Source organism: Dorea sp. AF24-7LB, from assembly GCF_003478575.1.
Taxonomy (GTDB): Bacteria; Bacillota; Clostridia; order Lachnospirales; family Lachnospiraceae; genus Dorea_D; species Dorea_D hominis.
Window position 1 is genome coordinate 168950 of sequence record NZ_QUFR01000006.1, and the last position, 24948, is coordinate 193897.

General features: G+C 39.3%; 21 protein-coding genes and 2 pseudogenes. 2 read left to right on the forward strand and 21 right to left on the reverse strand.

Going from position 1 to position 24948, the window contains the following annotated elements:
• Positions 1-40 precede the first annotated feature (40 nt).
• The 13 genes from DWY31_RS08295 to DWY31_RS08360 form a co-directional block, all read right to left on the reverse strand.
• Positions 41-688, reverse strand: coding sequence for a potassium channel family protein (locus DWY31_RS08295; protein WP_118288037.1), 648 nt, complete (start codon positions 686-688; stop codon positions 41-43).
• Positions 689-704: 16 nt separating this feature from the next.
• Positions 705-2036: a TrkH family potassium uptake protein gene (locus tag DWY31_RS08300; RefSeq protein ID WP_118520008.1), complete on the reverse strand. Its 1332-nt coding sequence runs from the start codon at positions 2034-2036 to the stop codon at positions 705-707.
• Between the two features lie 155 nt (positions 2037-2191).
• Positions 2192-2347: a hypothetical protein gene (locus DWY31_RS13920; protein ID WP_158549881.1), complete on the reverse strand. Its 156-nt coding sequence runs from the start codon at positions 2345-2347 to the stop codon at positions 2192-2194.
• A gap of 474 nt (positions 2348-2821) precedes the next feature.
• On the reverse strand, positions 2822-5020 hold the full coding sequence (locus tag DWY31_RS08310; protein WP_442873166.1) for a hemoblobin-interacting domain-containing protein: 2199 nt from the start codon (positions 5018-5020) through the stop codon (positions 2822-2824).
• Positions 5021-5371: 351 nt separating this feature from the next.
• A complete protein-coding gene (locus tag DWY31_RS08315; RefSeq protein WP_118520049.1) occupies positions 5372-6472 on the reverse strand; it encodes a GGDEF domain-containing protein in 1101 nt (366 codons plus the stop codon).
• A 271-nt stretch (positions 6473-6743) separates the two neighbouring features.
• Positions 6744-9263, reverse strand: a complete 2520-nt coding sequence (locus DWY31_RS08320) for an HD domain-containing phosphohydrolase (protein ID WP_118520014.1) — start codon at positions 9261-9263, stop codon at positions 6744-6746.
• A gap of 55 nt (positions 9264-9318) precedes the next feature.
• Positions 9319-10941 (reverse strand): GH3 family domain-containing protein, encoded by a 1623-nt coding sequence (locus tag DWY31_RS08325; protein WP_117537085.1) that lies wholly within the window; start codon positions 10939-10941, stop codon positions 9319-9321.
• Between the two features lie 1054 nt (positions 10942-11995).
• Entirely contained in the window at positions 11996-12697 is a 702-nt protein-coding gene (locus DWY31_RS08335) for a response regulator (protein WP_118520018.1), read from the reverse strand.
• Positions 12690-15389 carry a sensor histidine kinase gene (locus tag DWY31_RS08340; RefSeq protein WP_118520020.1) on the reverse strand — a complete coding sequence of 900 codons (2700 nt, stop codon included), beginning with the start codon at positions 15387-15389 and terminating at the stop codon, positions 12690-12692. Before DWY31_RS08340 ends, DWY31_RS08335 begins: the two co-directional genes overlap by 8 nt.
• Positions 15390-15479: 90 nt before the next feature.
• The gene (locus DWY31_RS08345; protein ID WP_118520022.1) at positions 15480-16022 is read right to left on the reverse strand and encodes a LysR family transcriptional regulator substrate-binding protein; all 543 of its coding nucleotides are present in this window, start codon (positions 16020-16022) and stop codon (positions 15480-15482) included.
• 21 nt (positions 16023-16043) lie between these two features.
• Complete coding sequence (locus DWY31_RS08350) at positions 16044-16691, reverse strand: potassium channel family protein (RefSeq protein WP_117537089.1); 648 nt, start codon at positions 16689-16691, stop codon at positions 16044-16046.
• Between the two features lie 13 nt (positions 16692-16704).
• Positions 16705-18045, reverse strand: a complete 1341-nt coding sequence (locus DWY31_RS08355) for a TrkH family potassium uptake protein (protein ID WP_118520024.1) — start codon at positions 18043-18045, stop codon at positions 16705-16707.
• Between the two features lie 507 nt (positions 18046-18552).
• Positions 18553-19245, reverse strand: a complete 693-nt coding sequence (locus DWY31_RS08360; RefSeq protein ID WP_118520026.1) for an endo alpha-1,4 polygalactosaminidase — start codon at positions 19243-19245, stop codon at positions 18553-18555.
• Between the two features lie 509 nt (positions 19246-19754).
• Here DWY31_RS08360 and DWY31_RS08370 point away from each other — a divergent pair.
• A pseudogene (locus DWY31_RS08370) lies at positions 19755-20006 on the forward strand (4Fe-4S binding protein); the annotation flags it as partial.
• A gap of 248 nt (positions 20007-20254) precedes the next feature.
• Here DWY31_RS08370 and DWY31_RS13825 read toward each other — a convergent pair.
• From DWY31_RS13825 to DWY31_RS14360, 8 genes and pseudogenes are all read right to left on the reverse strand, one after another.
• Positions 20255-20662, reverse strand: a complete 408-nt coding sequence (locus DWY31_RS13825) for a hypothetical protein (RefSeq protein ID WP_147364895.1) — start codon at positions 20660-20662, stop codon at positions 20255-20257.
• Between the two features lie 187 nt (positions 20663-20849).
• Positions 20850-21134, reverse strand: a complete 285-nt coding sequence (locus DWY31_RS08380) for a hypothetical protein (RefSeq protein ID WP_021859607.1) — start codon at positions 21132-21134, stop codon at positions 20850-20852.
• A gap of 59 nt (positions 21135-21193) precedes the next feature.
• Complete coding sequence (locus tag DWY31_RS08385; protein WP_021859606.1) at positions 21194-21976, reverse strand: DUF1828 domain-containing protein; 783 nt, start codon at positions 21974-21976, stop codon at positions 21194-21196.
• Positions 21973-22425, reverse strand: a complete 453-nt coding sequence (locus DWY31_RS08390) for a DUF6978 family protein (RefSeq protein ID WP_021859605.1) — start codon at positions 22423-22425, stop codon at positions 21973-21975. The genes DWY31_RS08385 and DWY31_RS08390 overlap by 4 nt, the downstream gene beginning before the upstream one ends.
• Before the next feature lie 109 nt (positions 22426-22534).
• Positions 22535-22777: a hypothetical protein gene (locus DWY31_RS08395; RefSeq protein ID WP_118520033.1), complete on the reverse strand. Its 243-nt coding sequence runs from the start codon at positions 22775-22777 to the stop codon at positions 22535-22537.
• A gap of 215 nt (positions 22778-22992) precedes the next feature.
• Positions 22993-23457, reverse strand: a complete 465-nt coding sequence (locus tag DWY31_RS14350; protein WP_330422630.1) for a zinc ribbon domain-containing protein — start codon at positions 23455-23457, stop codon at positions 22993-22995.
• A 78-nt stretch (positions 23458-23535) separates the two neighbouring features.
• Positions 23536-24221, reverse strand: a pseudogene (locus DWY31_RS14355) (recombinase family protein); the annotation flags it as partial.
• A gap of 34 nt (positions 24222-24255) precedes the next feature.
• Positions 24256-24393 (reverse strand): hypothetical protein, encoded by a 138-nt coding sequence (locus DWY31_RS14360; RefSeq protein ID WP_158575500.1) that lies wholly within the window; start codon positions 24391-24393, stop codon positions 24256-24258.
• A gap of 24 nt (positions 24394-24417) precedes the next feature.
• Here DWY31_RS14360 and DWY31_RS08405 point away from each other — a divergent pair, with 24 nt between their 5' ends.
• On the forward strand, positions 24418-24909 hold the full coding sequence (locus DWY31_RS08405) for a phage major capsid protein (protein WP_118520035.1): 492 nt from the start codon (positions 24418-24420) through the stop codon (positions 24907-24909).
• Positions 24910-24948: the final 39 nt, after the last annotated feature.

Genomic DNA, 24948 nt, shown 5'->3' on the forward strand with positions numbered 1-24948 from the left:
AAAGGTATTTTCTATATAAGAAGGTCCGCTCGTTCAGATTTTATATGTTGAACCATCTCTTAATCGCTTTATGTTCTCCGATTACTAAAATTGTCGCATCCTGCTTCAAAAGCGTATCTGTGGAAAGGGCGATGTTCACCCCGCCTTTATCTTTCACTGCAATGATGTTGATATTATATTTTCTTCGGACATCCAGCTCTCCGATTGTCTTTCCAAGCCACTCCTCCGGCACTTCCGCCTCGAAAATTGCGTGGGATGCGTCAATTTCCATATAATCCAAAATGTGGTCTGCGGTGTATCGGATAGATGCCCACTTGGCTACCTGGCGTTCCGGGTATACGACCTGATCTGCTCCGTTTCTTAAGAGAAATTTCTTCTGAATATCTCGTTCTGCCCGGGAGATAACAATCTTTGCTCCAAGCTCCTTTAATAGCGAAGTCGTCTCCAACGAATTTTCAAAATTTGCCGAAATTGTTACAAAACAAATATCAAAATTTCCAATCCCAAGTGATTTTAAGAAGTTTGCATTTGTGCTGTCTCCAATCTGCGCATTCGTAACATATGGCAGAATTTCATTTACTCTGTCTTCATCATCATCAACTGCCATAACCTCATGGCCGAGCTCATTTAACTCTACAGCGAGATGTCTGCCAAATCTTCCAAGTCCAATAAGTAAAATATTTTTCATATCTATTTCCTCCAAACTATCCAACTGTAATCTGTTCTACTGGGAACTTTGCTTTGCTCTTATTTCTGGATGAAAATACAGCATAGATCAATGTAAGTCCTCCGACTCTTCCAAGATACATTAACACGATAAGGATCAATTGGGACGTCATATGAAGGTGTGGCGTGATTCCAAGTGTAAGTCCCACTGTTCCAACCGCCGAAGCCGTCTCATAAAGGCATTCCGCCAATGGCAGACCTTCATACATGCTGATCGCGATTCCGCCGCCAAAGAAAAGCATCACATACAGCATCAAAAGTGTAGCTGCATCGCGTATTACATGATTATCAATTCGCCTGTGAAATGCACTTACCGTATCTTTACTTCGAAATGTTGCAAATGCATTTAAGAGCAGCACTGCAATTGTCGTTGTCTTCATACCTCCGGCTGTAGAACTCGGCGATCCACCGATCAGCATAAGAATGATAATAAGTGTCTGTGCCGGTTCCGCCATCTTTCCGATATCTACGGTGTTAAACCCGGCAGTTCTCGGTGTCACCGCCTGGAAAAACGATGCAAGCAACCGTTCCTCCATTGCAAGATTTTTAAAATTCCAAAAGAAAAAGAAAAGGCTCGGCAATAAAATAAGCACTGCCGTCGTCACGAGAACGATCTTGCTTTGCAGTCGATAGCGCCGGAAATGATATGTGTTCGTGCACACATCTTCCCATGTAAGAAAACCAATGCCGCCAATAATGATAAGCAGCATAATCACTACATTTACAAGAGCATTTCCCGCATACTGCAGGAGGGACGGAAACGTATTTTTCGTCGTTCCGAGAATGTCAAATCCCGCATTGCAAAATGCAGAAATAGAATGAAAGATTGACATCCAGATTCCCTTCACGCCAAAATCTTTTCCGAAAACCGGCAGCAGTAATACCGCTCCGATAAGCTCTACCAGAAATGTTCCTTTTAATATAAACTTCGTCAGTCGGACAATTCCTCCGATCCTTGGCGCTGCAATGGCATCCTGCATTGTCGTGCGCTGCATAAGAGAAATCTTTTTCCCGGACAACAATGTGACCGAAACCGTAACTGTCACCACGCCAAGCCCACCGATCTGGATCAGTATTAAAATAACAAGCTGTCCAAAGAAAGACCAGTAGCTCCCCGTGTCCAGCACTGCCAGCCCAGTCACGCACACCGCCGAAGTAGAAGTAAATAAAGCCTTGTGAAATGGCGTAAATACTCCCTCCACCGAGGAGATTGGCAACGTCAGCCAAAACGCGCCAAATAAGATAACTGCGGCAAAACCCATCGTGATCAATTGAAACGGTGTAAAATGTCTTCCTATGTTTTTCATCATGTCAAATCCCTAATTTCTTCTATTAATGAGTCAAACAATATCTACGTATAGCTGTAGTATAATACTACACCTGTTTGAAATCAAGATAGCAAAAAAACTGCCACTTTGCGATTGAACCATCGTAAAAGCGACAGCTTTTCAATTTTTCCTATTATCTAAAATAACAACTGAAGTCCCATTGCGATCATCCACATGTAAGCACATGTCTTTGGGATCATCAGCAGACCCACCATTGGTTTTTTCTTGCTGAACAATGTAACCGGAATGTAGCATCCGAAAGAAAGGATGATGGCAGCTACCATTCTTGTCAAATAACATAAATATTTTTTTCATCATCTCACTCCGCATTTCTCTTCAAACATTCATCCGCATTGTTACAAATCTTTTGAAATACCTGGATACACATCTGCATCTCTTCTTCTGTTAATCCACTCAAAACATTTTTCGCAAATTGCTTCTGTGCGTTTTTCCCTGCTTCTATGATCGGAATTGCATCATCTAATAAAACGATTTCAATACGCTTCTTATTATTCGGACTTTGAATCCTGTCGACCAGTCTCTTCGTCTCTAAATCCTTCAGTGAGATCGAAACGTGTGACTTCGTCGACTTGCGGATCTTAACAATATCAGCCGCTGTATTAAACTATCGAAGAAGCACATCAGATCACCATTTTCCTCGTATTTCGGGATGACCTTTCTGTGCTTCCTCAACCAAATATGATATTAAATTTAAATGATGTTATTGTTATCCGTGAACAAAAAAAGTGATTAACTTGTAAAGACCATTAGTTCCTTTTTCTCAGCATTAAGCTTCTTGTTATTCCGGCAATTGCTACGACCATAAGAACTGCCCATAAAATCGGCTTGGAACTGTCGCCTGTTTTAACCGAAGCATTCTTTTTGCTTTTCACTTGTGTTTTTACAGTTGTTTTCGTCTTGTTTTGTTTATCCTTACCTGTATTCGTATCTGTTCCACCACTTGATGGCTTCTCCGGCTCTGTCGTCTCGCCCGGTTTTTCCGGCTCTGTCGCCTCGCCCGGCTTTTCCGGCTCTGTCGTCTCTCCCGGTGCATTTGCATCTACCGGATATAAAGAAAGGTTCGGCACCGTCAGAATATCTCTCCAATATGTATCATTATCATAATCGATATCATTTACATTTTCTCCATCGATCAGATTTCGATTCGTTGTTCCTGCAAGCTTCACATTATCTCCCAAAGCTTTTCCCGGTGTATTTGATTTGGAAACAGAAGCGCCGCCTTCTAAGTATGCATTTGCTACGGAAATCATTCCCGTACCGCTCACTGCATTTCCACCTTCTCCAAAATGTCCATCGCCACCGACGCAGATGAGTTTTCCTTCTCCGGTAATGGTTCCGCCATTTAACTCAATTGCCGTTCCGCCATTTGATGTAGTTGCATCTTTTCCACCGCCAAAGACAGCAAGTACAGCATCTTTTTCTAGAGTAAGTGTGCCATTAACTTTCAGTCCCCTCTGGCCGGTATAGCTCTTTCCTGTGGCAGCATCTGTTCCGGTAGGTGCCTCATCGCCGCGCACGAATACCTTTCCTTTCAATGAAACATTTCCATTTACAACAACGACCGGTTCTGTATTGTGACGCGCACTTGATCCATTGGCAATGTTGTTCGTATTCGAGTAAATTTTTGCATTTTCCAATGTGGCACCATCCTGCAAGATCAGTTGACCATTAATGGACGCTCCGTTCAAAAACTCGCCTTTTCCATAGTCGTTATAATTCATGGAAAATGTTCCGCCATTTTGTACTTCTATAACTCCCTGAATGACAGAATCTCGAAGTATAAGCTTTGCTCCGTCCTCAACAATAATTTTCACACTGGATAAAATATCCATATTCACCAATGTCAGATTACATCCTTTTGGCAAGATCAATGTCTGCTTCTGTGCAGTGCCCTCTGGTACAGCGTATCCAAGTTCTCCATATGTACCACTTGTATGGGACCCATACCACGCTTTTACATCTGCCGGAACAGTGACACTCTGATCACCGGAAGCATCTGTAAAGTTTTTAATTGCCCACGGCTCCATATCATACATATATTTTCCATCTGCCGTTTTCGTGCAGTTCGATAATACAAGTTGCTCTTTTAATGTTTCTTCTCCACCGAAAATGCGAAACGGCAGGCTGTTACTTGTTGCAGTATGTCCGTCTTCATCTGTGATCGATACGCTGATATCATACGTTCCTGCATTCGCAGGAGTTCCGGCTAACGTAAGAGAACCATCGTGAACGGAATACACACCCGCCATCCCAGAATCATTTCCTTTGGACGCATCGTCGTGATTTACAATTATCACCGAAGACTCTTTGGATTTTATACGAATATCGCTTTCGCTCAAAAGTTTCCAATCATCTTTTGTCGGTTCCTGATCTGCATTTACAAGTGCTACTTCTACACTTGCATCACTGTTTTTGTTCTGCGTAACATTCGTAGATGCACCACTGATTGCATCGTATCCTTTTTGATTTACAAGTGCAGACTCAAAGCTTCCGACCAGTCGCACGTAAAGCTTCATATTATCGCCTGGCTTTGTATCCTGCGAAATTGTAAGCTTTCCATCCGCGATAGCAACTTTGAAAGCTAATATTTTGTATCCGGTTGCCGTAATTGAAATCACATCACCATTTTTCAACGCTGCGGTCTGACTGTAGCTTTTCTGTGCAAATTCAACGGCGCCGTCCCGGATGCGATATTTTCCACCCATAGAAGGCGTGAAACTATATGCTTCCCAGTCTGTGTCATTGACAGAAATTTTCGTGATCGCATCCGTATAATTTGCATCCGCAAATTTCAATTGCCATAATCCGTTGAACGAATCCTGCTTTACGGAAATGCTGTCAATGGTAATCTCTTTCTCTGCTGCCGATACGTTTACTTCACCTATTATCACACCTGTGATCAGCAATAATACTGCCAGCAGAAGTGTTTTGCATTTTCTCCTCATTCTCTTCAATAGTCTTTCCTCCATATATTTAGTTAGTCAATGCTAATCACAGATTAACATCATGTAGAGTTAGTGTCAACTAATTATTTTCTCAATAACGGTACGCGTACTCAAAAAGGAGCCCGTACCGCTCACGATACAGGCTCCCTTAATCTCCTGCCGCCATTGTCTCCGTCCCTGGCACCAATAACATTGATAGCACCATCGCCATACTTAATAAGATACTTATAAATTTCTTACTCATATTCATTTCTTCTTTCGGAAACAATTTGTAAACCTTAACATGCGTCCTTTAAGGTTTGTTTACTATACAAAAATGATAGCATATGCCCTTTGAATAATCACTTCAAATCAAACGTCTGTAAGACTTGGCGCGTGATGTTTCTTACGTTCTTTTTTATATTGATACATATCCTGATCCGCTCTGTCTTTGACAACTGCAATATCTTCATCTGAAAATGGAGCTGACCCGTAAGAAACGGTTGGGAAAAATGTGAACTTTCTTCGTTTCTCTGTCCACCGCCGCAGAAATTCCTGTTTGCATTCCTCTTCTTTCGCTCCGTTTTTCAGTAATACACAAAACTCATCCCCACCTATCCGATAACAATATCCAAAGTCTGCATATGCTTTTTTGATACATTCCGCAATATCTGCAAGGCAAAGATCACCTTTCACGTGACCATGACAGTCATTGACCTGTTTGAAATCATCCGCGTCAAACACCACCAGCACTCCTTTGTTGTATTTTACCTCCCTGGTCTGTTTCAAATAGCTGTTCTGATTCAAAAGTCCTGTGAGTGCATCCAACTGATTCCACATTTCATTGCAATAGATAAAATATAATACAGAAAGCAACGTAATACATAACCATGTTACATGAAGTTCAGGCAGTGCAACCTGAATGACTGTTTCCGCCATCACAAAAAGAATCAATGGATAGATCAGCATCCTGCTGCGATTCTGAAATTCTCTGGCTGTGACGATCGTAGATATCGAAAGATACAAAATTGCCCCAAAATACATGATGACATATATGTAAAAATGCGGACCACGTGAATAAATATTATCCACACTCACGGAGAATACCATTCCATATGGAATAGAAATCAACAGAAACATAAGATATGCGATCTCACAACACACTGCAATTCTGATCTTTCGTCGGAGAGCTGTTTTTCTGTCCAATACATACACAAGACAGATAGACACCGCCGGCGACAGGCCAAACCCCAGATAATTAGACACAATATTCAGCCATCGGTATCCGGACGGCAAGCCATCCACAACCACTGTTATGACCTCCAGCACTGAAATTCCTGCGATCATAAGATAGGCCAGAAAAAAGCCACGCTTTTGTTTTTCGCTAAGCGATTCACTCAGATATGTGAGTATGCACATAAAGCATAAAACAAAAAGATCAATTGTAGTTAATACATAAAAATATCCATCCATTACAAAACTTCCCATTTTTTCATCTATCACTGCTTTTTCACAAATATTTGCTTTGTTTATCTGCCGCAAAAGATTCTGTTTTCGAATTCATAAACCCTAAACTATATTCTAACAAACTATGCATGAAAAAGATATACACTTTCACATCTACATGCAAAATCCATTGTCAAAAAAATAGATGCATAAGATTGCTCTTTTCTCATGCATCTACTTCATAACAGGAGCATTCATCGTATTCTGCCGTCACAACAGACATTGAATGTTACCTTTTTTATATCTCTTCAGCTTTCACTAACGTAATGGTCCCGTTATCCAGGCATTCCACAAATTTGTAGACCAGATCCGGGTCAAATTGTTTTCCTGCGTCCTGAAGAAGTTTCTCTCTTGCTACATTCAACGAGAAGGCCTTCTTATAACAACGTTTGGACGTCATGGCATCAAAGGAATCTGCCACACACAGGATACGTGCTGTCAGAGGTATATCCTCTCCTGCGATCCGTCGTGGATATCCTTTGCCATCATAACGTTCATGATGACCGATAACAGCCGGAATAACATAATCCAGAGAAGGCAGATGACGGATAATATCGATAGACGATTCCACATGTCCCTTGATTATTTCATACTCGTCGTCTGTCAGTTTGCCGGCCTTATTTAATACATACTCCGGGATACCAATCTTACCAACATCATGTAACAGGGCTGCCTGGCGAATGATCTCCACCATATCTTCATTCATGCCAAGTGCTGTTGCAAGCGCTGTTGCATAATAGGCCACATTTGTGGAATGGCTGAATGTATAATGATCTTTTGCATCGATTGCTGCTGTCAGTGCATAGATGGTTGATTCATATTCCTGATAAATATGTGCCCGGTTTGTTGACACTATATTCTTGTTGGCATTGCGGAACATGGTATCAAAGACCTGGATCCCGTTCTTTCCACTGTGTTTCACATGGTAAACTGCAAGATCCACATTCTCCAGCAGTTCCTTCACATTTTTTGCCGCATAAGGTGCCGCACTGATTCCCGCACTGACCGTAATTGCTTTCAGCTTCATGTCTGTCCTGCGATTATTCATAACAGAAATCTGCTTTTCAATGGATTCCACCAGATTTCTGGCTGAGAAAAGATCATATCCCGGCAACAAAACAGCATATTCTTTTCCACCGTAACGGGCAGCATATCCGTTTTCTCCCACACTGCTCTGGATGATTTTTGCAATGCGCTGGAGACACAGATCACCTTCTTTTAAACCATACAGCTGATTATATAACTTAAAATCATCTACATTGATAATTGCAAGTGCCAACGAGGCATCTTTATTCTTTTCAAATTCTTCATAAAGTACTTCATGGAAATATTTTCGATTCAACAAACCGGTCATCTCATCCGTTCTTGCCTCAATACAAGCTTTTTCGTACATTCTTGCATTTTTAATAGCAATAGAAGCCACCGATGTGATGTTTGAGATCAGTTCCACTTCATCATAGACCAATCTCTTTTTCCCGGAATCTGCTGTGATCAATATCACCCCTGCCAAAGTATCACCGTCTTTTAATCCGGCACAGTAGCGCGTGTGCTTCTTATCCAGATGATGTTTTTCTTCCTCCCACATGGACTTATATTCTACAGAATAGCGAAAATCCCTGTAAACCAGCGGTTCTTCATGATCTTTCAGCCATTGTATCATCGGATTTTCTTCTTCCAGAGAAAATGCCAGATCGTTAAGAGGCTGATCACTTGCAACTCCACAGTAAGTCTCTCCGGGTGCTTTCTGCATACATATATAGATATTGCCCACATCCATCAATTCTTTCATCACCCGGATGGTTCGATCCAGAATTTCCTGAAGATCCAGGGTTTTTGAAATTGCCGAATTAAATTCCCTTAACTTCTCCGCCTGATGATTCTCTTCCTTTACAAATACACTGCGGATCAAAAGCTTCCACAGATAAGTAAAGATTGCATAGGTAATCAGAAAAACAATGGCAAATACAAGGGTATACATGGTGATATTCTTATCCGGCTGCATATGGAGAATCTTTTGCAGAAACGGCATGATATTTAAAAATACAAAAATAGAAAACAGCAATCCTACACCATAACATAAACTGGAAGATGCCAGCATCTGGAGGCGGAATAATCGTCTTCGAATCAGTGCATAAAACAGTAAAAATACATTTACCACACCACTTAAAATATCGATCGGAAAGCCGCTGAAAAAAGGAATTCCAAGAAATGCATTGCCAAGAAACAGTACAAGCACTCCCATCATCACCGGTTCATACTGAACTTTCATGGTAGGATTTTCTTTACAGATCCGTATAAGAATTACGAAAAGGTGGATCAGAAAAAATCCTGCCGGGATAAAAAATGCAATAATAGATGGCTTAATCTCATATACAAAGCTTTGTACCCCTCTTTTTTCTACCATCTCAGGGGCTTCCAGAAAAGCTCCAAATTGGGCATTCACCCAAAAGCAGATCAGCATGATTACCAGGTATATTCTACCGGCGGATCCGTTCCTGACTCCGCCAAAGGCAAGAATAAAACGGTAATACGCATATGGCAGTAATAAGATTCCCAACAGGGAAACCTGATACCAGAATTCGCATCCCGGCCAGAACTGTGCACGCATAAAGGCAGAACCTCCGGTCCAGAAAAGTAATCCCGTCAATACCACCAGAAAACTGTTTATTATTTTATTTTTCTTTGCTGTCAAAAACATCAACAGCAGAAAGCCATAGCACAGCATGGCTATAATTGATATATATCCGTAGGTTCCCATAAATTTCCCTTATCCCATTCTTTGCTTCACTCATAACTGTTCCATGCCTGCACAGTTATCTTACTTTATTTAGATATTCCTGCACATCCAGTAATTCCTTCATATCGTAATGAGAAGGATTCATCTGATGTATCTTTTTGCCTGTCTTTTTCTCATAGGCTTCAAAGGTTCCGCAGGTGAAAATTGTCACCTGTAATGGATCCATACCCAGAATCTTTTTCAGATCCCGATAATCCTGATCAATATATTTGAAATATGTACTCAGTAAATCCTTTAAAATATTGGCACTCATGGCATTGCTAAGAAGTGCCTCCTGTTCCAGTTCCACATACATGTGAAGATACGGTCGATTCTGTTCATTGTATTCTTTCGTTGCCACCCAGTTGGTGATCGGAAGTTTGGAAAGGCTGATTACACTTCGAATTCCATTTTCCGAAATTCTGGTAAATCCTGCGATATCAATGATCCAGGGTACCCGGTCCACATATTCAAAACGGGGGATCCTGGTCTCATCTTCCCGGTTTTCCAATCCCACACAGCGATACATATCTCCACAACGATAGCGGGCAAACGCACCGCCCTTCAGAATCGTAAATACCAGCTCATACTTTTCACCAGGTCTCACCTCATCCATCAGATAGGTAGGCGGAATATAAGAAGGATCGTCATAATTCCTCATCATATCCTTCTCTGTGATAAACTCATAGAACGCAGTATCCGGGAAGAAATACATTCCCTTTCTTGTCCATGTCTCTGTACCCATAATGGAAGGCTCCGTACCGGCGAACAATTCCATGGGCCGAATGCCCCAAAGTTCTTCCAGATCATCTTTATAACACAGGTTATCCGTACCTGCCACCATAAATCCTTTTAGATGAAACAGATCCTTTGGGAGAAATGTTCTGTTTTCTCTCTTACACCGGCGCTTTGCCTGGATCATACGTAAGATCATATGAGGCTTGCATTTCATAAGGCTTGACAGTTTAATGCCGCCACCTCCGCCACTGGTCAAAGAAGAAAGACTCAAACTCACTGCATAAGCCACACTTCCAAGGCCAAAGAAAAAACCAAGATCCTTCTGCATGGCCATCTTAAATCCCAGTTTATTTCTTTCGCTGAAGCTCATATTTACTGCTTCATCAACTGCCGGTAAAAATTCAATACCGATCTCCTCACCCAATGCCAGCGGAAAAAGTCCGGTTGCAAAAGGCAACGGTGCCAGGGCATACAAAAATTTGTCTGTAGCTGCCACATCAAAAGAGCCCTTTTCTTTACTGGTAGAAAGAATCAGACATGCTGTCACGTTGTTGCGATAGGTATCCAGCATGCTTCTGGTATAGGGCGCCACCTTAATGGGATGCTTTCCACCCTCCCAGGTCGTCTGGATCCAGATAACCGGATTGCCCGGAAGCATATCCGGCTGTTTGGTAAGCAGCACATCTGCATAGTCTTCATAGGTTGTCAATGGTACCATTTTTCGAAATTCATCCAGATTGCTCGGATGCTTTCCCTTCAAAATAGACTGTCCCAGACCACAGTTACTCCATAACCGGATCTGCTCCTCCATCAATCGCCGTTGAATTTTCATATATCCATCCATGGACAAATCAAGAAATCCACAGTACTGCTGCCAGATTTCTTTATACTGTTGTTTCTTCAATTTTTCTTCTAAATTCATAGTCTGTCCGCTCCAGATCGATCATTGTTTTCTGACACTATAGAAACATGCCTGTATGCTTTCTTTATTTGGTATTAAAAAAGGTGTATGTTTCTGATATTCCCTATAATTAAAAAATGTCTGCGGAAAAGTCCACAGATCCTGAAAAATGATATACAGATAATTCCAAAAAATCATAAGTAAAAAATAGATTCCCTGTTTCCATCCGCCAACCATTCCCCACATACAAAGATATGCACCTGCAAACCACAAAACACCGGGATGCCGACACAATCCATACACCCCTTCTGTGTATGCAGCCCGTAACCTATTTTCTTCACAATAGGTTTCCTCAAAAGGAAGGGCGAAAAACAAGGTGTATATGAGAAGTGCCAAAAAGCACATCGCTCCGATTCCGAATCCAATCATTCTTCCAATCCTGTGACTGCACTGTCCCCATGCAAGCCAAAGTTCCATGAACAGTGACAAAACAACCAGAATAGTGCCCACTGCGAAAAATTTTTGTAAATGTCTGTTCTGTTTTCTAACACTATTTATATCGTAAATAAAGTACAGAAGAAATCCTGCACTGCCTAAAATAATCTGCTGCATGTCCATTCTCCGAATTTTGTGCACAATAATATACAGACGCATAACTACGCACTTTTAATTATAATTAAAGTCACTATAAATAGCAAGAATAATTTGGTTTTGGTGTACAAAGGAGATCTTATTTCCCATACATATACTATGCATAATGCATAATCCCATTACTGTTTTGTTGGTCAGCTTGTAGCTGTCACCGCTTAATTAATGTTATTACTTTTCTCTCTTTGACATCAAACATACCATCTCGACATGAACTGTCTTGTATAACGCTCTCTGTTTCCGGTTGCCTGCATCAACTTCGGTTTGGCACGCTTTAATCGAATCTCCTCTGCTTTGTCCCATTGTAGTCAAAGAAAAAGCACTATAAATCGTGATCAGCAAACGATTTCAGTGCTTTTTTACGTGTTATTCTATTAAATTTTACCTATTAGCTTATATTTCAACTTTAACTATGGTGTTGTGAAGTTCAATCAACTTTCAGCATCCGATACCCCACGCCGATGTGTGTTTGGATATATTGTGGAGAGTTCGGTTCTTTCTCGATTTTTTTACGAAGTGTTGCCATAAACACACGAAGGGAAGCAACATCATTATCCCAACTACTTCCCCAAATGCTTTGCGTAAGGAAAGTATGGGTCAGAACTTTTCCTATATTTCTTGTCAACAGGCAAAGCAACTTATATTCAATAGGTGTTAAATGCAACTCTTCTTCATTCAAATAAGCGCAACCTGCAGCATAATCTACACGAAGTTTTCCGTTTACAAAAACAACCGCTTCGGCAGGGGATACTTTTTGCATCATCGATAACCTTCTTTGCGTAACTCGTAGTCTGGCAAGCAGTTCCTCAACAGAAAATGGCTTTGTTAAATAATCATCTGCGCCAGCATCCAACGCATCAATTTTATCGGTATCTTCACTGCGAGCACTGATTACGATAATTGGCATGTTTGACCAAGTACGGATTTTTTTAATAATCTCAACACCATCTATATCAGGAAGTCCTAAATCAAGTAAAACAATGTCAGGATTGTGTGAAGATGTTTCTAAAATTGCCGATTGACCATCGGGTGCCGTCAGATATCGGTATTCGTGCGCTTTTAAGGTTGTTGTAATTAAATTTCTGACAGATGTGTCATCTTCTACAACTAATATTAGTGACTTATTCATATACTTTGACCTCCCCTGCCGGTAATGTAAATGTAAATACTGTTCCGTGCGGCAGATTATCTGAAACAGTAAGTTCTCCGCCGTGGGCGTTAATAATGGACTTGCACAAAGATAATCCGAGTCCTAAACTTCGGCGGCTGTCTGCAATTTGATTTGCACCGCTATAGAACATGTCGAATATCCGTGGCTTTATTTCGTCAGCAATTCCGTTTCCATCATCCGATATAGATACGATTGCTTGTTTTCCCCTCTTTTCTGTCCGAATAACAATATGAGAGTTTTTAGGTGTGTATTTGATAGCATTATCAACAATATTGATGATTACCTGAACAATAAGCTTTGCATCCATTTTTGCAAGAAGAAATTCTTCTTTGCTTTCAACGGAAATATGATGTTCTTCACTCTTTCGGTTAATATGATGTAACGCTTCTGTAATCACGTCATCCATCAAATCTTCCGTCATACGGAGATTCAAACGTCCTTCTTCAATCCGGGTTACAGCCAGCAAGTTTTCTACAAGGTTAATCAGCCACATGGAATCATCATATATATCCATGTACAGCTGCTTTTTTGTATCATTATCAATGGAATCGCCGTTGGACAAAAGATTGCTAGCATTACCGGAAATGGATGTCAGCGGTGTCCTCAAATCATGTGAAATAGCACGCAGCAGGTTCGCTCGCAACTGTTCATTTTTTGCAAGAATGGCCGCCTCCTGTTTCTCACGGGCATTTTTCTCATTTTCCAAAGCCAGGGCACATTCTCCGAGAATGGATAGTAGAATACTGTTTTCAAATGGATCAAGAGGTATTTCCCCCATCACGATTCCAATAACTCCATATACCATACTGCTGCTGCGAACAGCATGGTACAGGCATTTTGCATTGGAAAGCGTTCCTGTTGTAGCTCCGGCACGTTTATTGTTTTTCAATACCCAGCCGGCAACGGCCTTTTCATTTTCGGAAATACACGATTCCAAATTTTCTTCAGTTACAGAAAAAATATGCGGCGTATCCAACACTTCTCCATCAGCTAAATAAAAAACGATATCTTTTCCCAAGAGTTTAATGAGCTGATTTGAAGTTGCAGATACAATTTCATTTTTATCTTTTGCCTGTTGCAATAGCTGGTTTGTATCAAATAACACTTTGGTACGGTAAGCAGATTGTGCCGCCTGTTTTGCTTGGTTTTTAATCCGTATAGCAAGAGAACCGGTTAAAAATGCCGCCAAAAACATGATAATAAAGGTAACAGGATAACCCTGATCATACGCCTTCAAGGTAAATTGAGGTTCCGTAAACAGGAAATTAAAGACCAAAACACTTACAATCGAAAAAATTAGGCTGTATATCTGATGTTTCGTGATGACAGCGGTGACAAGAACACCTAAAACAAAAACAGTAATGATATTTGCTTTGTCAAATCCAAATTTCTGGAAAATCATTCCGACTAAACTGGATAAAATCAGAATCGCAGTAGATTTTACTGTATCAGTGACAGAGAATACAATATGGTTCTTTTTCCTGCCCCCTCTTAACTGATACACTGCCGCATTAGAAACCGTATCCGGAATAATATGCACATCCAGGTTAGGGGCATAATCAATCAATTTTTCTGTCAGGGTCGGTTTGCTGAACAAATGCCGTTTTGTAGCAGAACTACGTCCGATCACAATCTTTGACACACCGGACAAACGAGCAAATTCCGCAATCTGAAACGGAACATCTTCTCCGTAAACTATTTCTATTTTTGCCCCAAGCTGCTCAGCAAGACGAATATTTGAACGCAGGCGTTTTACATTTTCCTCGCTCATCACCGAAAAATCTGGGGTTTCTACAAACAGAGCCGTAAACTCCCCTTTAAAAACAGAAGCCATTTTTGCGGCGGTACGGATAATTTTCGCATTGGATGGAGAAGAAGATAGACATACAAGAATATGTTCGCCTGTGTGATAATCTCCATGATTTTTTTTGCGGGTATTTTCTGTGAGGATATTCACCCGGTCCGCACATCGTCGCAGTGCAATTTCCCGGAGAGCTGTCAAATTTTCTATTGTAAAAAAATTTCCTGCTGTCTGTTTTTCCTGCGTCTGTCTGTATACATTTCCTGTATTCAAACGGTTGATCAAATCCTGTGGTTCAATATCTATTAATTCAACCTGATCTGCATTATCAAAAATAGAATCCGGGATGCGTTCCCGCACAACAATTTTCGTAATGGATGCAACTGTATCACAAAGGCTTTCAATATGCTGAACATTAACAGTCGTATAGACATCAATCCCTGCATTCAACAGTTCCTTAATGTCCTGATACCGTTTTGCATGACGGCATCCTTCAGCATTCGTATGCGCAAGTTCATCTACAAGGATAAGCTGTGGTTTTCTTTTCAACGCCATGCCAATGTCGAATTCGTCCAGTATCATACCATTATAAAAAACTTCTCTTGTAGGAAGAACTTCTAAGCCATTCAAAAGAGCTGCTGTTTTGGGACGTGCGTGGGGTTCTACATAACCGGCCACCACGTCAATTCCCTGCTGTTTTTCCATATGAGCTGCTTCTAACATGGCGTAGGTTTTACCCACACCAGCTGCATATCCGAAAAAGATTTTCAAATGTCCTTTATTACGTTTTTCTTCATCAGCTTGGATTTCCTTTAATAACTGATCCGGATTGTGTCTGCTTTCACTCATACGGTCATCTCCTTGTACAAAAACATTATATAGAATAATACGTAAATTTCAGAAAAGCATTTTAGCACTGACATTAAAATCGCATAAAGATTATACCACCTTTTCTTCTTTTTTTCCATTCGGGCGTATAGCCGAAAGCAGAAAACGCTCCAAAAAATCATGCAATTTTTCGACAAATAGACCCTTCATACAATTAATGTCATTTTGCCATATCACTCTCGCTGGTTTCTCAATCGTGTTGATGGGATGTACCGCAATGTCTATAGAGCCTGGAGTAATGCCACTTTGCTTTATTTGAAAGGATAAGAAACAATACTCATCTTTCAAAATATCGTTGGAATTTTCTATGATAAAGCCAAAATCAAGTTTATTATTTTCCAGCCCATTTATTATTTCACTTACAGAACCGTAGAACAGGTTCAGCTCATAGTTTGGGTATTCGCTTGAAAATTGTTCTAATAGATCTGCAATAGAATCTATGATTGCAGGTGTTTCAAATCCAATCCTGAGCTTAGAATCTGAAATAAGTTTTTGGGATTGATTTCCCTTGAGAAATTTATCCAGCTTTTCCATAAGAAAATAACCATAAATAAATGCTGCCAATACCACTATAAGTAAAACAAAGTCTTTCATATCACCAACTTCTTTCAAAAATTAAATATGAAAACATTTTTGAATATGTTTCGTCTCCCCAAGAACAAGCATGGTACTGTCCTTTAACAACTGCGTATCGGAACTTATTTTCAAATTCATAATATCATTTGTTTTCAGCGCCATAATATTGATGTTATATTTTTTTCGTATATCCAACTGACCGATTGTTTTTCCTATCCATTCTCCCGGTATAGATATTTCAAAGATTGCATGTTCTTCATCTAGTTCTATGTAATCGAAAATATGATCAGCACTATAACGGATCGCAACCATATCGGCAACCTGCCTTTCGGGATAAACAATTTCATCTGCGCCGTTTCGTAAAAGAAATTTTGCATGAACATCACGAGCGGCACGAGACACCACCATTCTTGCACCGAGTTCCTTCAAAAGGGACGTTACTTCCAATGAATTCTGAAAGTCATCTCCGATAGCCACAATACAAACATCAAAGTTCCCAACACCAAGCGAACTTAAAAAATCCTCATTAGTCGCATCCCCAATCTGAGCGTTAGTTACAAAGGGAAGTACAGCATCAACTCGAGTATCTTTTTTATCTACCGCCATCACCTGATGATGCAATTCATCTAATTTTATAGCAATATGCCGTCCGAATCTTCCCAGACCGATAAGTAATATTGATTTCATTTTTTTATTCTCCTTAACCTACTGTAATTTTTTCCTGAGGATATTTTGAACCGTTAGGCTTTTTTTCAGAAACGGTGGCAAAAATCAAGGTCAATCCTCCCACTCTGCCAAAAAACATCAGGCAAATCAAGATTATATGGGAAAAACCCCCCAGGTCAGGAGTTATTCCCAGCGATAACCCTACCGTCCCAATTGCCGACGCCGTCTCAAACAAAGCGGTCATAAGTGGAATATCTTCTGTTCTGCAAATTACCATTCCTCCGACAAGGAATAAAACGATATACATTAAAAAAATCGTAGCTGCATTTCTGATAGTGCCATCCGGAATTTGTCTGCCGAAAAAATGGGTGTGTTCCTTTTTTCTAAATACAGATAATGCCGATGAAACGAGAACTGCAAGAGTTGTCGTTTTCATACCACCTGCTGTGGAACCGGGCGAGCCACCGATGAGCATCAGCATAATGATAAGCATTTGCCCAACTTCACTGAGTAAAGTCAAATCTGCCGTATTGAATCCTGCTGTTCTCGGCGTAACGGATTGAAACAAAGAAACCCATACTCTTTCTGTAAGAGGCACATTTGAAAACTCAAAATAAAAAAAGTAAAGAGCCGGTAAGAATATCAATATTCCTGTTACCATAAAAATCACCTTGCTTTGCATCCGGTATTTTTTAAAATGCCATTTATGATTCTTTATATCCTCCCAGGTAAGGAATCCAATACCTCCTGCAATAATCAGCATCATAATTACAAGATTTACAATCGGCTGTACAGAATAAGAGGTCAACGAGGAAAAAGGGGCTCTTATACCGATTAAATCAAATCCTGCATTGCAAAAAGCAGAAATAGAATGGAACAGTGAATACCATATTCCTTTCCAAAACCCAAAGTCCCTGCAAAAAACAGGGGCTAAAAGAACCGCACCAATGATTTCGATAAGAATAGTAGTCCGAATAATAAATTGCGTTCTCCGCACAATACCACCCACCGTTGGAGCCGAAATTGCCTCTTGCATGGTACTTCGCTGCATCAACCCGATTTTGCGTCCTGAAACAACAGCAATCGCAATAGCAATCGTAATAATTCCCATACCTCCGATTTGAATCAGCAGTAAAATAACTCCTTGGCCAAATAAAGACCAGTAGGTTGCCGTATCATGAACAACCAGTCCCGTCACACAAACCGCAGAAGTTGCGGTAAACAAAGCATCCAAAAAGGAGGTACACTGACCGCTTTTTGTAGCAATCGGCAGCATCAAAAGCAGACTGCCTAAGAGAATCACGGATAAAAATCCTAAACTAATCACTTGAAATGATGTTATATGTCGATGTCTTGATCTGTTTGTCTGTTGCATAACTATATCCTCATAATCTTAATTTCTTTTTTATATTGCTTTATTCTATCTTTATTTGTATTAAATGGGCGTAAGTAAGTTTGTTTTGAAATTAAGATTGTATAAAGATGAGCAGAAGTTACTCTTTGATTCCAATTAAAAAGACGATAATCAATTCAATGTGTGTAAAATGATTATCGTCTTTCTTTTTTCATAAACACCACAAACTTCGTTAAAGCTGATTTTTACAAAACCCCTAAAAAGTTTATAGAGCCAAAATTATTCTCGCTACCGCAAGTGACAGCGAGCTAAGCGGCATCCCGTATAATTGTCTAAAGCGTTCCATCTTATTCCGATTCCGTTTTAAATGAAATTATTTAAATTCAATAAATGCATTGATATTATTCTTCTTTCTATACCATTATGTCTTTTATCATAACACTATAATAAAAAAGACTTGAAACAATCGTTTCTCTATGAAAACATAATTCGCACTTATGCTTTTATATATATGCATGACACACTGTATTAGTCTAGCTCTATTGAATCTGAAATATAGTACTTAAATTTATTGTTATTACAATACTTTTTAATCTTAGATATTAATTTTTTATCCTTCGTATATTCTAACAGATACACTCTCATTCCATCTTTTTTGCATAACTTTACATAATTTGAGAAATATTTATGTACATCCTTCGGTTGCTTACCGAATGTGTTTTTGTTAAATAGAATCCTACTCCAGACAGACTCCTGATTAACAGCTGTCATAATGCTCTTCATAGTTCCGTATTGACTTTTATATTTTTTTACGAAAACATCGCCACCATTAATAATAACTTCTTTTTTAAGTGACTTGATATTTCTTAATATTTTAACAAGACCAACAAAATTTTTCTTTGTTTTAGCATAGCAATAAACATCGCAATTATCTATAAAGAACCCATCCACGCCTTTTTTTAATAACTTTCCAGATAATCCTTTTATAAACTTCTGCCATTCTAGGCTAGAAACATTGATCCATTTCTCTTCATCCCAGTTTTCATAATCACCTATCGCAAGATGCTCATAATCCTTGTAATACTTTCTAAAGTTCTCAATAGAACCGACATTCAAATACGTATTAACCTTAACGCCTTTTTTATGCAAGGTTTGAATGTCTCTCTTTGAAAAATATTGAGCATCTATGACCACTTCTTTGTAATCATAGAGTTTTTTCATTTCTGATGCATCTATGCTCAAGAAAACACCATATTCTTTTTCTTTTTATTAATATTTGAATGTTGCTTATTCCTTGCAGTTACCGGTACTTTAGTTATCACTGTGCTTGTTGAGGCTTCGGTTGTAGCGAACAATTGTGTGCCCTGTGGTACTGCGTTAAGAACCAGGATCATTGTCAATAGAAATATCAATATTTTCCTACGCATTGTACTATCCTTTCCTTTCTGTTTATTTAACCTCGCCCTGTAACTCTGCGGCGGGACGAATTTCCATATTTCCCGAAATCTTCTCGAAATTACGGGAGGATCCGGCGATTCGCGGGATTTCTTCTCGGAGCAATCTTGATTTTGCACGCGAAATAAGAGGCTTTTGACCGAAATCTGCCGGTACTCAAGCGGAGAAAAATCTGATGCTAAGTGAACACCGGATTTTATCAATGTGACCTCGTCACAGAAAAATGATTTGCTCTGCGGTGTGTGTGAAAATACCTGTTCACTAGGGGCTGTCAAGGTGCTCCGTCTCTGCGGGAAGCCATTAATCTGTTCTGGACATTCCGTGTGCCGTGGGACTGGACTTATACAGCCGGTACGGTCACCGACTGGGTGGCGCAGTTCAGCTTTGGATTTTATAGCCTCATGCTGACATCTCTGTTGCTGGGTCTGATCGTTATGGTTCTCTACAAACCCCGTACATGGTGTGCATTTTGCCCGATGGGAACCATGACGCAGGGTATTTGTAAGCTAAAAAACAAAGAATCATAAAAGGCAAAAGAAATGAGCCGTTCTAAAGTGATATGCTCCCTCTATAAGAGACAGTGAAATAATCATTGTTGATCATAGATGGAGCATATCACTACGCTACCTCTCTCTATTTATTTTTCTACCTTCGACAGCAGACATATGCACTCCACATGCGGTAAGCGTACGATAGCATACTGATTAGCGAAACTTTTCCCTCAGAAAATTATCTGATACAATTTGGCATTAATATGCTATCTACAACTGGTCTTTCAGTTATCCCTCAACCACTGTGGTATGTTTATCTTTTCTCCAGTTATCAGTGCAACCGCCAATTGTTCTGCGTCTTCTCTACTCCAAAAACGATTTTTTATATAACACTCATGACTGCAAAACTTCTGTTTTAAGTTTACCATTTCAAAAACCTTTCCGCAATATGCACATTGTGCTGATGACCGTGGTGTTGTGGGATAAAGCATATAATATTTGCGTCTGCACTGATCTCTGCAGAATTTGCGTTTTCTACCCGTTGTTGCAGTCTCATATTTTTTTCCGCACCATAGGCAAGAATTTTCTTTCCATTCCGCATCAGTATCCTCTTCTCTGGGAGTCCATCCCGTTTCTACAAGTTCGCTGCGATAATCAATAATATCCTGCTTCGATGCCTGTATACATTTCATAGTTTCTCAATATTCCACACCGTCTGCTGCCATCTGGCGAATCTGTTTCTTTTGTTCTTCATTTAACATTTCATGTCCACCTTTCCATTTTGTTGTTCAGTAATCACTCTGAATTTCAAAAATGTCAAGATGTTTCTTTCTATGCAAAAGAAGGCAGCCACCATGACCACCTTCTCCATTTCATTTTTTACAATACTTCCAAGAACTTCAGTATCTGAATACTATCTTTCAGTCCGGCAAGATACAAATAGTTATAATTCGCACCTTCCTGTTCGTTGCGGGTATCACTGTAATCTGTAAGTACTTTTCTTTGATTGTCACTGAGCGTATTCAGATGTTCTTGAACCTTATCTGAAAGCTTCAAAAGTCTTCGATTAATATCTTGACATTCCTCGCTTTCAGCTTGTAACCTTCGCAGATGTTCTTCCAGAATTTCATCAACGAACATGTCTACTGTTTCCTGCATTGACATTGCAATCACCTCCTTGTGGTGTTGCATGTTACAATACTGTTTCTGGTATAGCAAGTTAATTAAGCAATTAATTCTGAAATATATTTATCTTTTTCTGTCCACAATGCAGGATTAATACCATATTCTTTCAATGCGCCTAACGCATCATCAGAAACTTTTTTATCCGTATTTTGAATAAATGTATATAACTTTGCCTCATGCTGGCGCATATCTTTTGTATCGTTCCACGCAAAAATAATATTTCGTGCGGCATTTAAATCCATATTATTTACAACTTTAATAAACCTTTCTGCTGAGTTTTTCGAACGAGCAATAGCAAAATCATAATGTGTTGTTAACTTACTTTTTCCTGTAAGGCAAATGTTATCAATATATCTCACATCATGAGCATCAAAAAATTTTTGGACATCCTCAAGAAATACTGATTGTACATTACTTCTTGATAAATAAAACATATCACTCACTTTAACCATGCATTGAGCTAGCATGTGCTTTTTTAATGGCAAATCATTGGTTGTGCAATTTACTATTAGCTCATCATTATCTGTTTTTGTCACTCCATGTGCAGATACAATTGCTTCTAATATAGATTTTCGTCTAGCACTTGTAGAAAAATCAAATCCACCTAATTGCAAATCACTTATAGTAGCTCCATCATCCGTAATAGAATAAGTTCCATCACCATTATTTATAATGTACATTTCTATGAGGTCATTATTTCTATCTAAAAAGGGCAACGTTAATCTAAAGGTAGTTTCATTTACCTTATACTGATCGATATTCTGTTTTAGCCAATCTACATATAGCTTTCCAAAATCCATATCTACCTTTGTTTTCATCATATCACGCCCTGCACATTATCCATACTTATATTACAGTATTCACAAAAATCAGAAAAAATTTCCATAAAATTAATTCTATTTTCATTAAAATTTATTTGCTCAAATCCTTCTAAATCATATGCCCATGGAAGATTTCCAGTATCATTATCCATTTCTTTATAAATATGTATATGGTTTCTTGAGGTTTTTGTCCCATCTGGATTTAAATGCGGTGGAGAGTCGATATCTATTCTAACAAGTGGTAACTTTGTAACTGCATATCTATTCTGCAATTTAAATCTTGACAATTCAATCCGTCCACGTCTATCTACATCCAAATAAAACTTATCCCTGGTTGCTATACTCTCCAAGTCATAAGTTTCATTTTCCCCGTTGTTAGGCAATTCAATTGCCTCCTTAACAAATACCTTCTTCAATTTCATTAAATTCTGAAATTCAACATCTGTCATATACACATCTTCCTTTTAGGCATACTTAATTATATCATAACACATTTAGAATGTTATGACCATTATTTTAATTTTTCAATACAAAATTCTTTTCCCCTTTCTTCTTAACCTATTCATCTAATGGAAAAAGTTCTGGATAAATATTTTCATGCTTATTTATGATTACTTCTTTACGCATATCCTTATTCTGCAAAGAATGCTGCAAACATACAATTTGAAAAAGCAAGTTTTGTCCACCTGCCTCTAAACAAATTTCATTTATACTTTTATCTTTATATTCTGGATGTTCTTCTAAAAACTTAGCAATCTTTTTTGACTTATTAAAATTATCTTCTGTAATCTTTGCATCCAAACAATAACTCTTATGCATCTCTTTAAACGATTCATCATCGTATTTTTGTATGTAAACATTCTTTTCTAATTCGCTATCTGATAAAGTCCAAATACAAGTTTGAAATCGCCATTACAAAACCTCCCAAAGATTTGTGTTATTTTTCTCAAATTATAACACAAGACAAAAGAAAAACCGACCAGATTTCACTCCAGTCGGTATCATCACTTTTCCTTTTATAATTCGACGATTGTCCCATCCAAATACCTCACAGAAAGCTTTCCCGTTTCGTATGTCACAATGCACTCCAAAATCACATGCATCTGCTCCGCATCAAACGTCTGTACATCCTTATCCGCATATTCCAGAAGCTTCTCCGCTCGGTATGCTAGCAACGGATTCTTTCCTTTTTGCAACTGTTTCCATTTCTCAACACAGGCTTCTTTATTCTCCATCAATACGTTCCATGATTTTATAAAAACTTGCTCCAAGGTGCTTTCATCAATATGCCTGTTAGCGCATCCCATGACACCTTTTTCTCTGTATCTGGCATTACACTGCCAAACACTTCTGTATTCCCCTGGACGAAGTCTCCATTTCTTTCTTCCGAATGCTTCCCCACATTCTCCACAGATAACTTTACTAGCAAATGGATTTTCTCCGATGTTAGAAGAAAATGCTTTGATGCGGTGTGCTTTCATGAATTCTTTTCTGCGTTTTTCTTCAAGTTGAACTGCTTCCCATACTTCTGGTTCAATGATTGCGGGATGGCTGTCTGCCACATAATACTGAGCAACCTGCCCATTATTCTTATCCCGCTTTTTCGTCAGGAAATCAACAGTGTAAGTTTTCTGAAGCAGTGCATCTCCCTTATACTTTTCATTATGGAGCATCTTCTCAATCGTACTGGCAATCCATTTAACTTCTCCATTCCCCCCCCCGGAATTTCCGCTTCGTTCAATTCCTTTGCAATGCTAAAATAATTTCTTCCACGCAGATATTTAACATAAATCAGCCTCACTGTTTCAGCCTGTTCTTCATTTATGACAAGGTTTCCATTTTCATCCTTATCATATCCCATGAACTTTGTAGTATTTACAAGAAGATGCCCTTGTTCAAATCGCTTACGGATTCCCCATGTGCTGTTTTCTGAAATGGATCTGGATTCATCTTGTGCCAATGACGATAATATCGTCAGAAGAATTTCTCCCTTTGCATCTAGTGTATCGATGTTCTCTTTTTCAAACGTTACTCCAATCCCAAGCTCTTTCAGTCTTCGCACATAGTTCAGACAATCCAACGTATTCCTTGCAAATCGACTGATAGATTTTACGATAATCCTGTCGATTTTTCCAGCCTCACAATCCGCAATCATCTTTTTAAAGTTTTCACGCTTCTTAGTACTGGTTCCTGTAATCCCTTCATCCGCATATACTCCGATGAGTTCGTAGTTCGGATGGTTCATAATATAATTTGTATAATAATTTACCTGATTCTCATTAACTTGATAACTGTTCTTCTTGGTCTGTTGACACCCTGCAGTATGCTGCCATTCTGATTTTTGGCATCTCTTTCTTTGCCGTGTTTCCATCCGTCAGCTTTGCTGTCGGAGGAATAACTGTAATATTTCTTGCCATCTGCACTCACCTCCCTTCCACGATATGATTCGTGGTAAGAAACGAATTGATCCACTCACACTCAAGGAAGGATATGACGAAGGTTCTGACAGCTATATGATTCCTGTTGGATTCAACAAAGATTATACTGCTGCTCTTGAAAAAGAAAACCTTTTCCGAAGATACGGTACAGTCGTAAAAGCACCAACTAGAGATGGATATATCCAGACAGTGGTATCTACTGCTGACGCAAAAATCACAGCAGAAAACATGGCATTCCCAAAAGACAGTGATACCTTCAATAAAATTTCATTCAGTTCCTATAAACTTGCTGTCCTTTCCAAACTGACTAGCACTTTCATCGCAGCCATGAACTTCCCTGTAGAAGCATATCTCAACAATGAATTTGCCAGACGTTTCGGACGAGCGGAAGAAAACATTTTCATCAATGGAACAGGTATCGGTGAACCAACAGGATTATTACAGACTGCTGAAATCGGTATAACTACCACTACTATGAATATTCCAATGCAATAGTGCATGCTTTCCAAAGATTCAGAGCACCCTTTTCCGGAA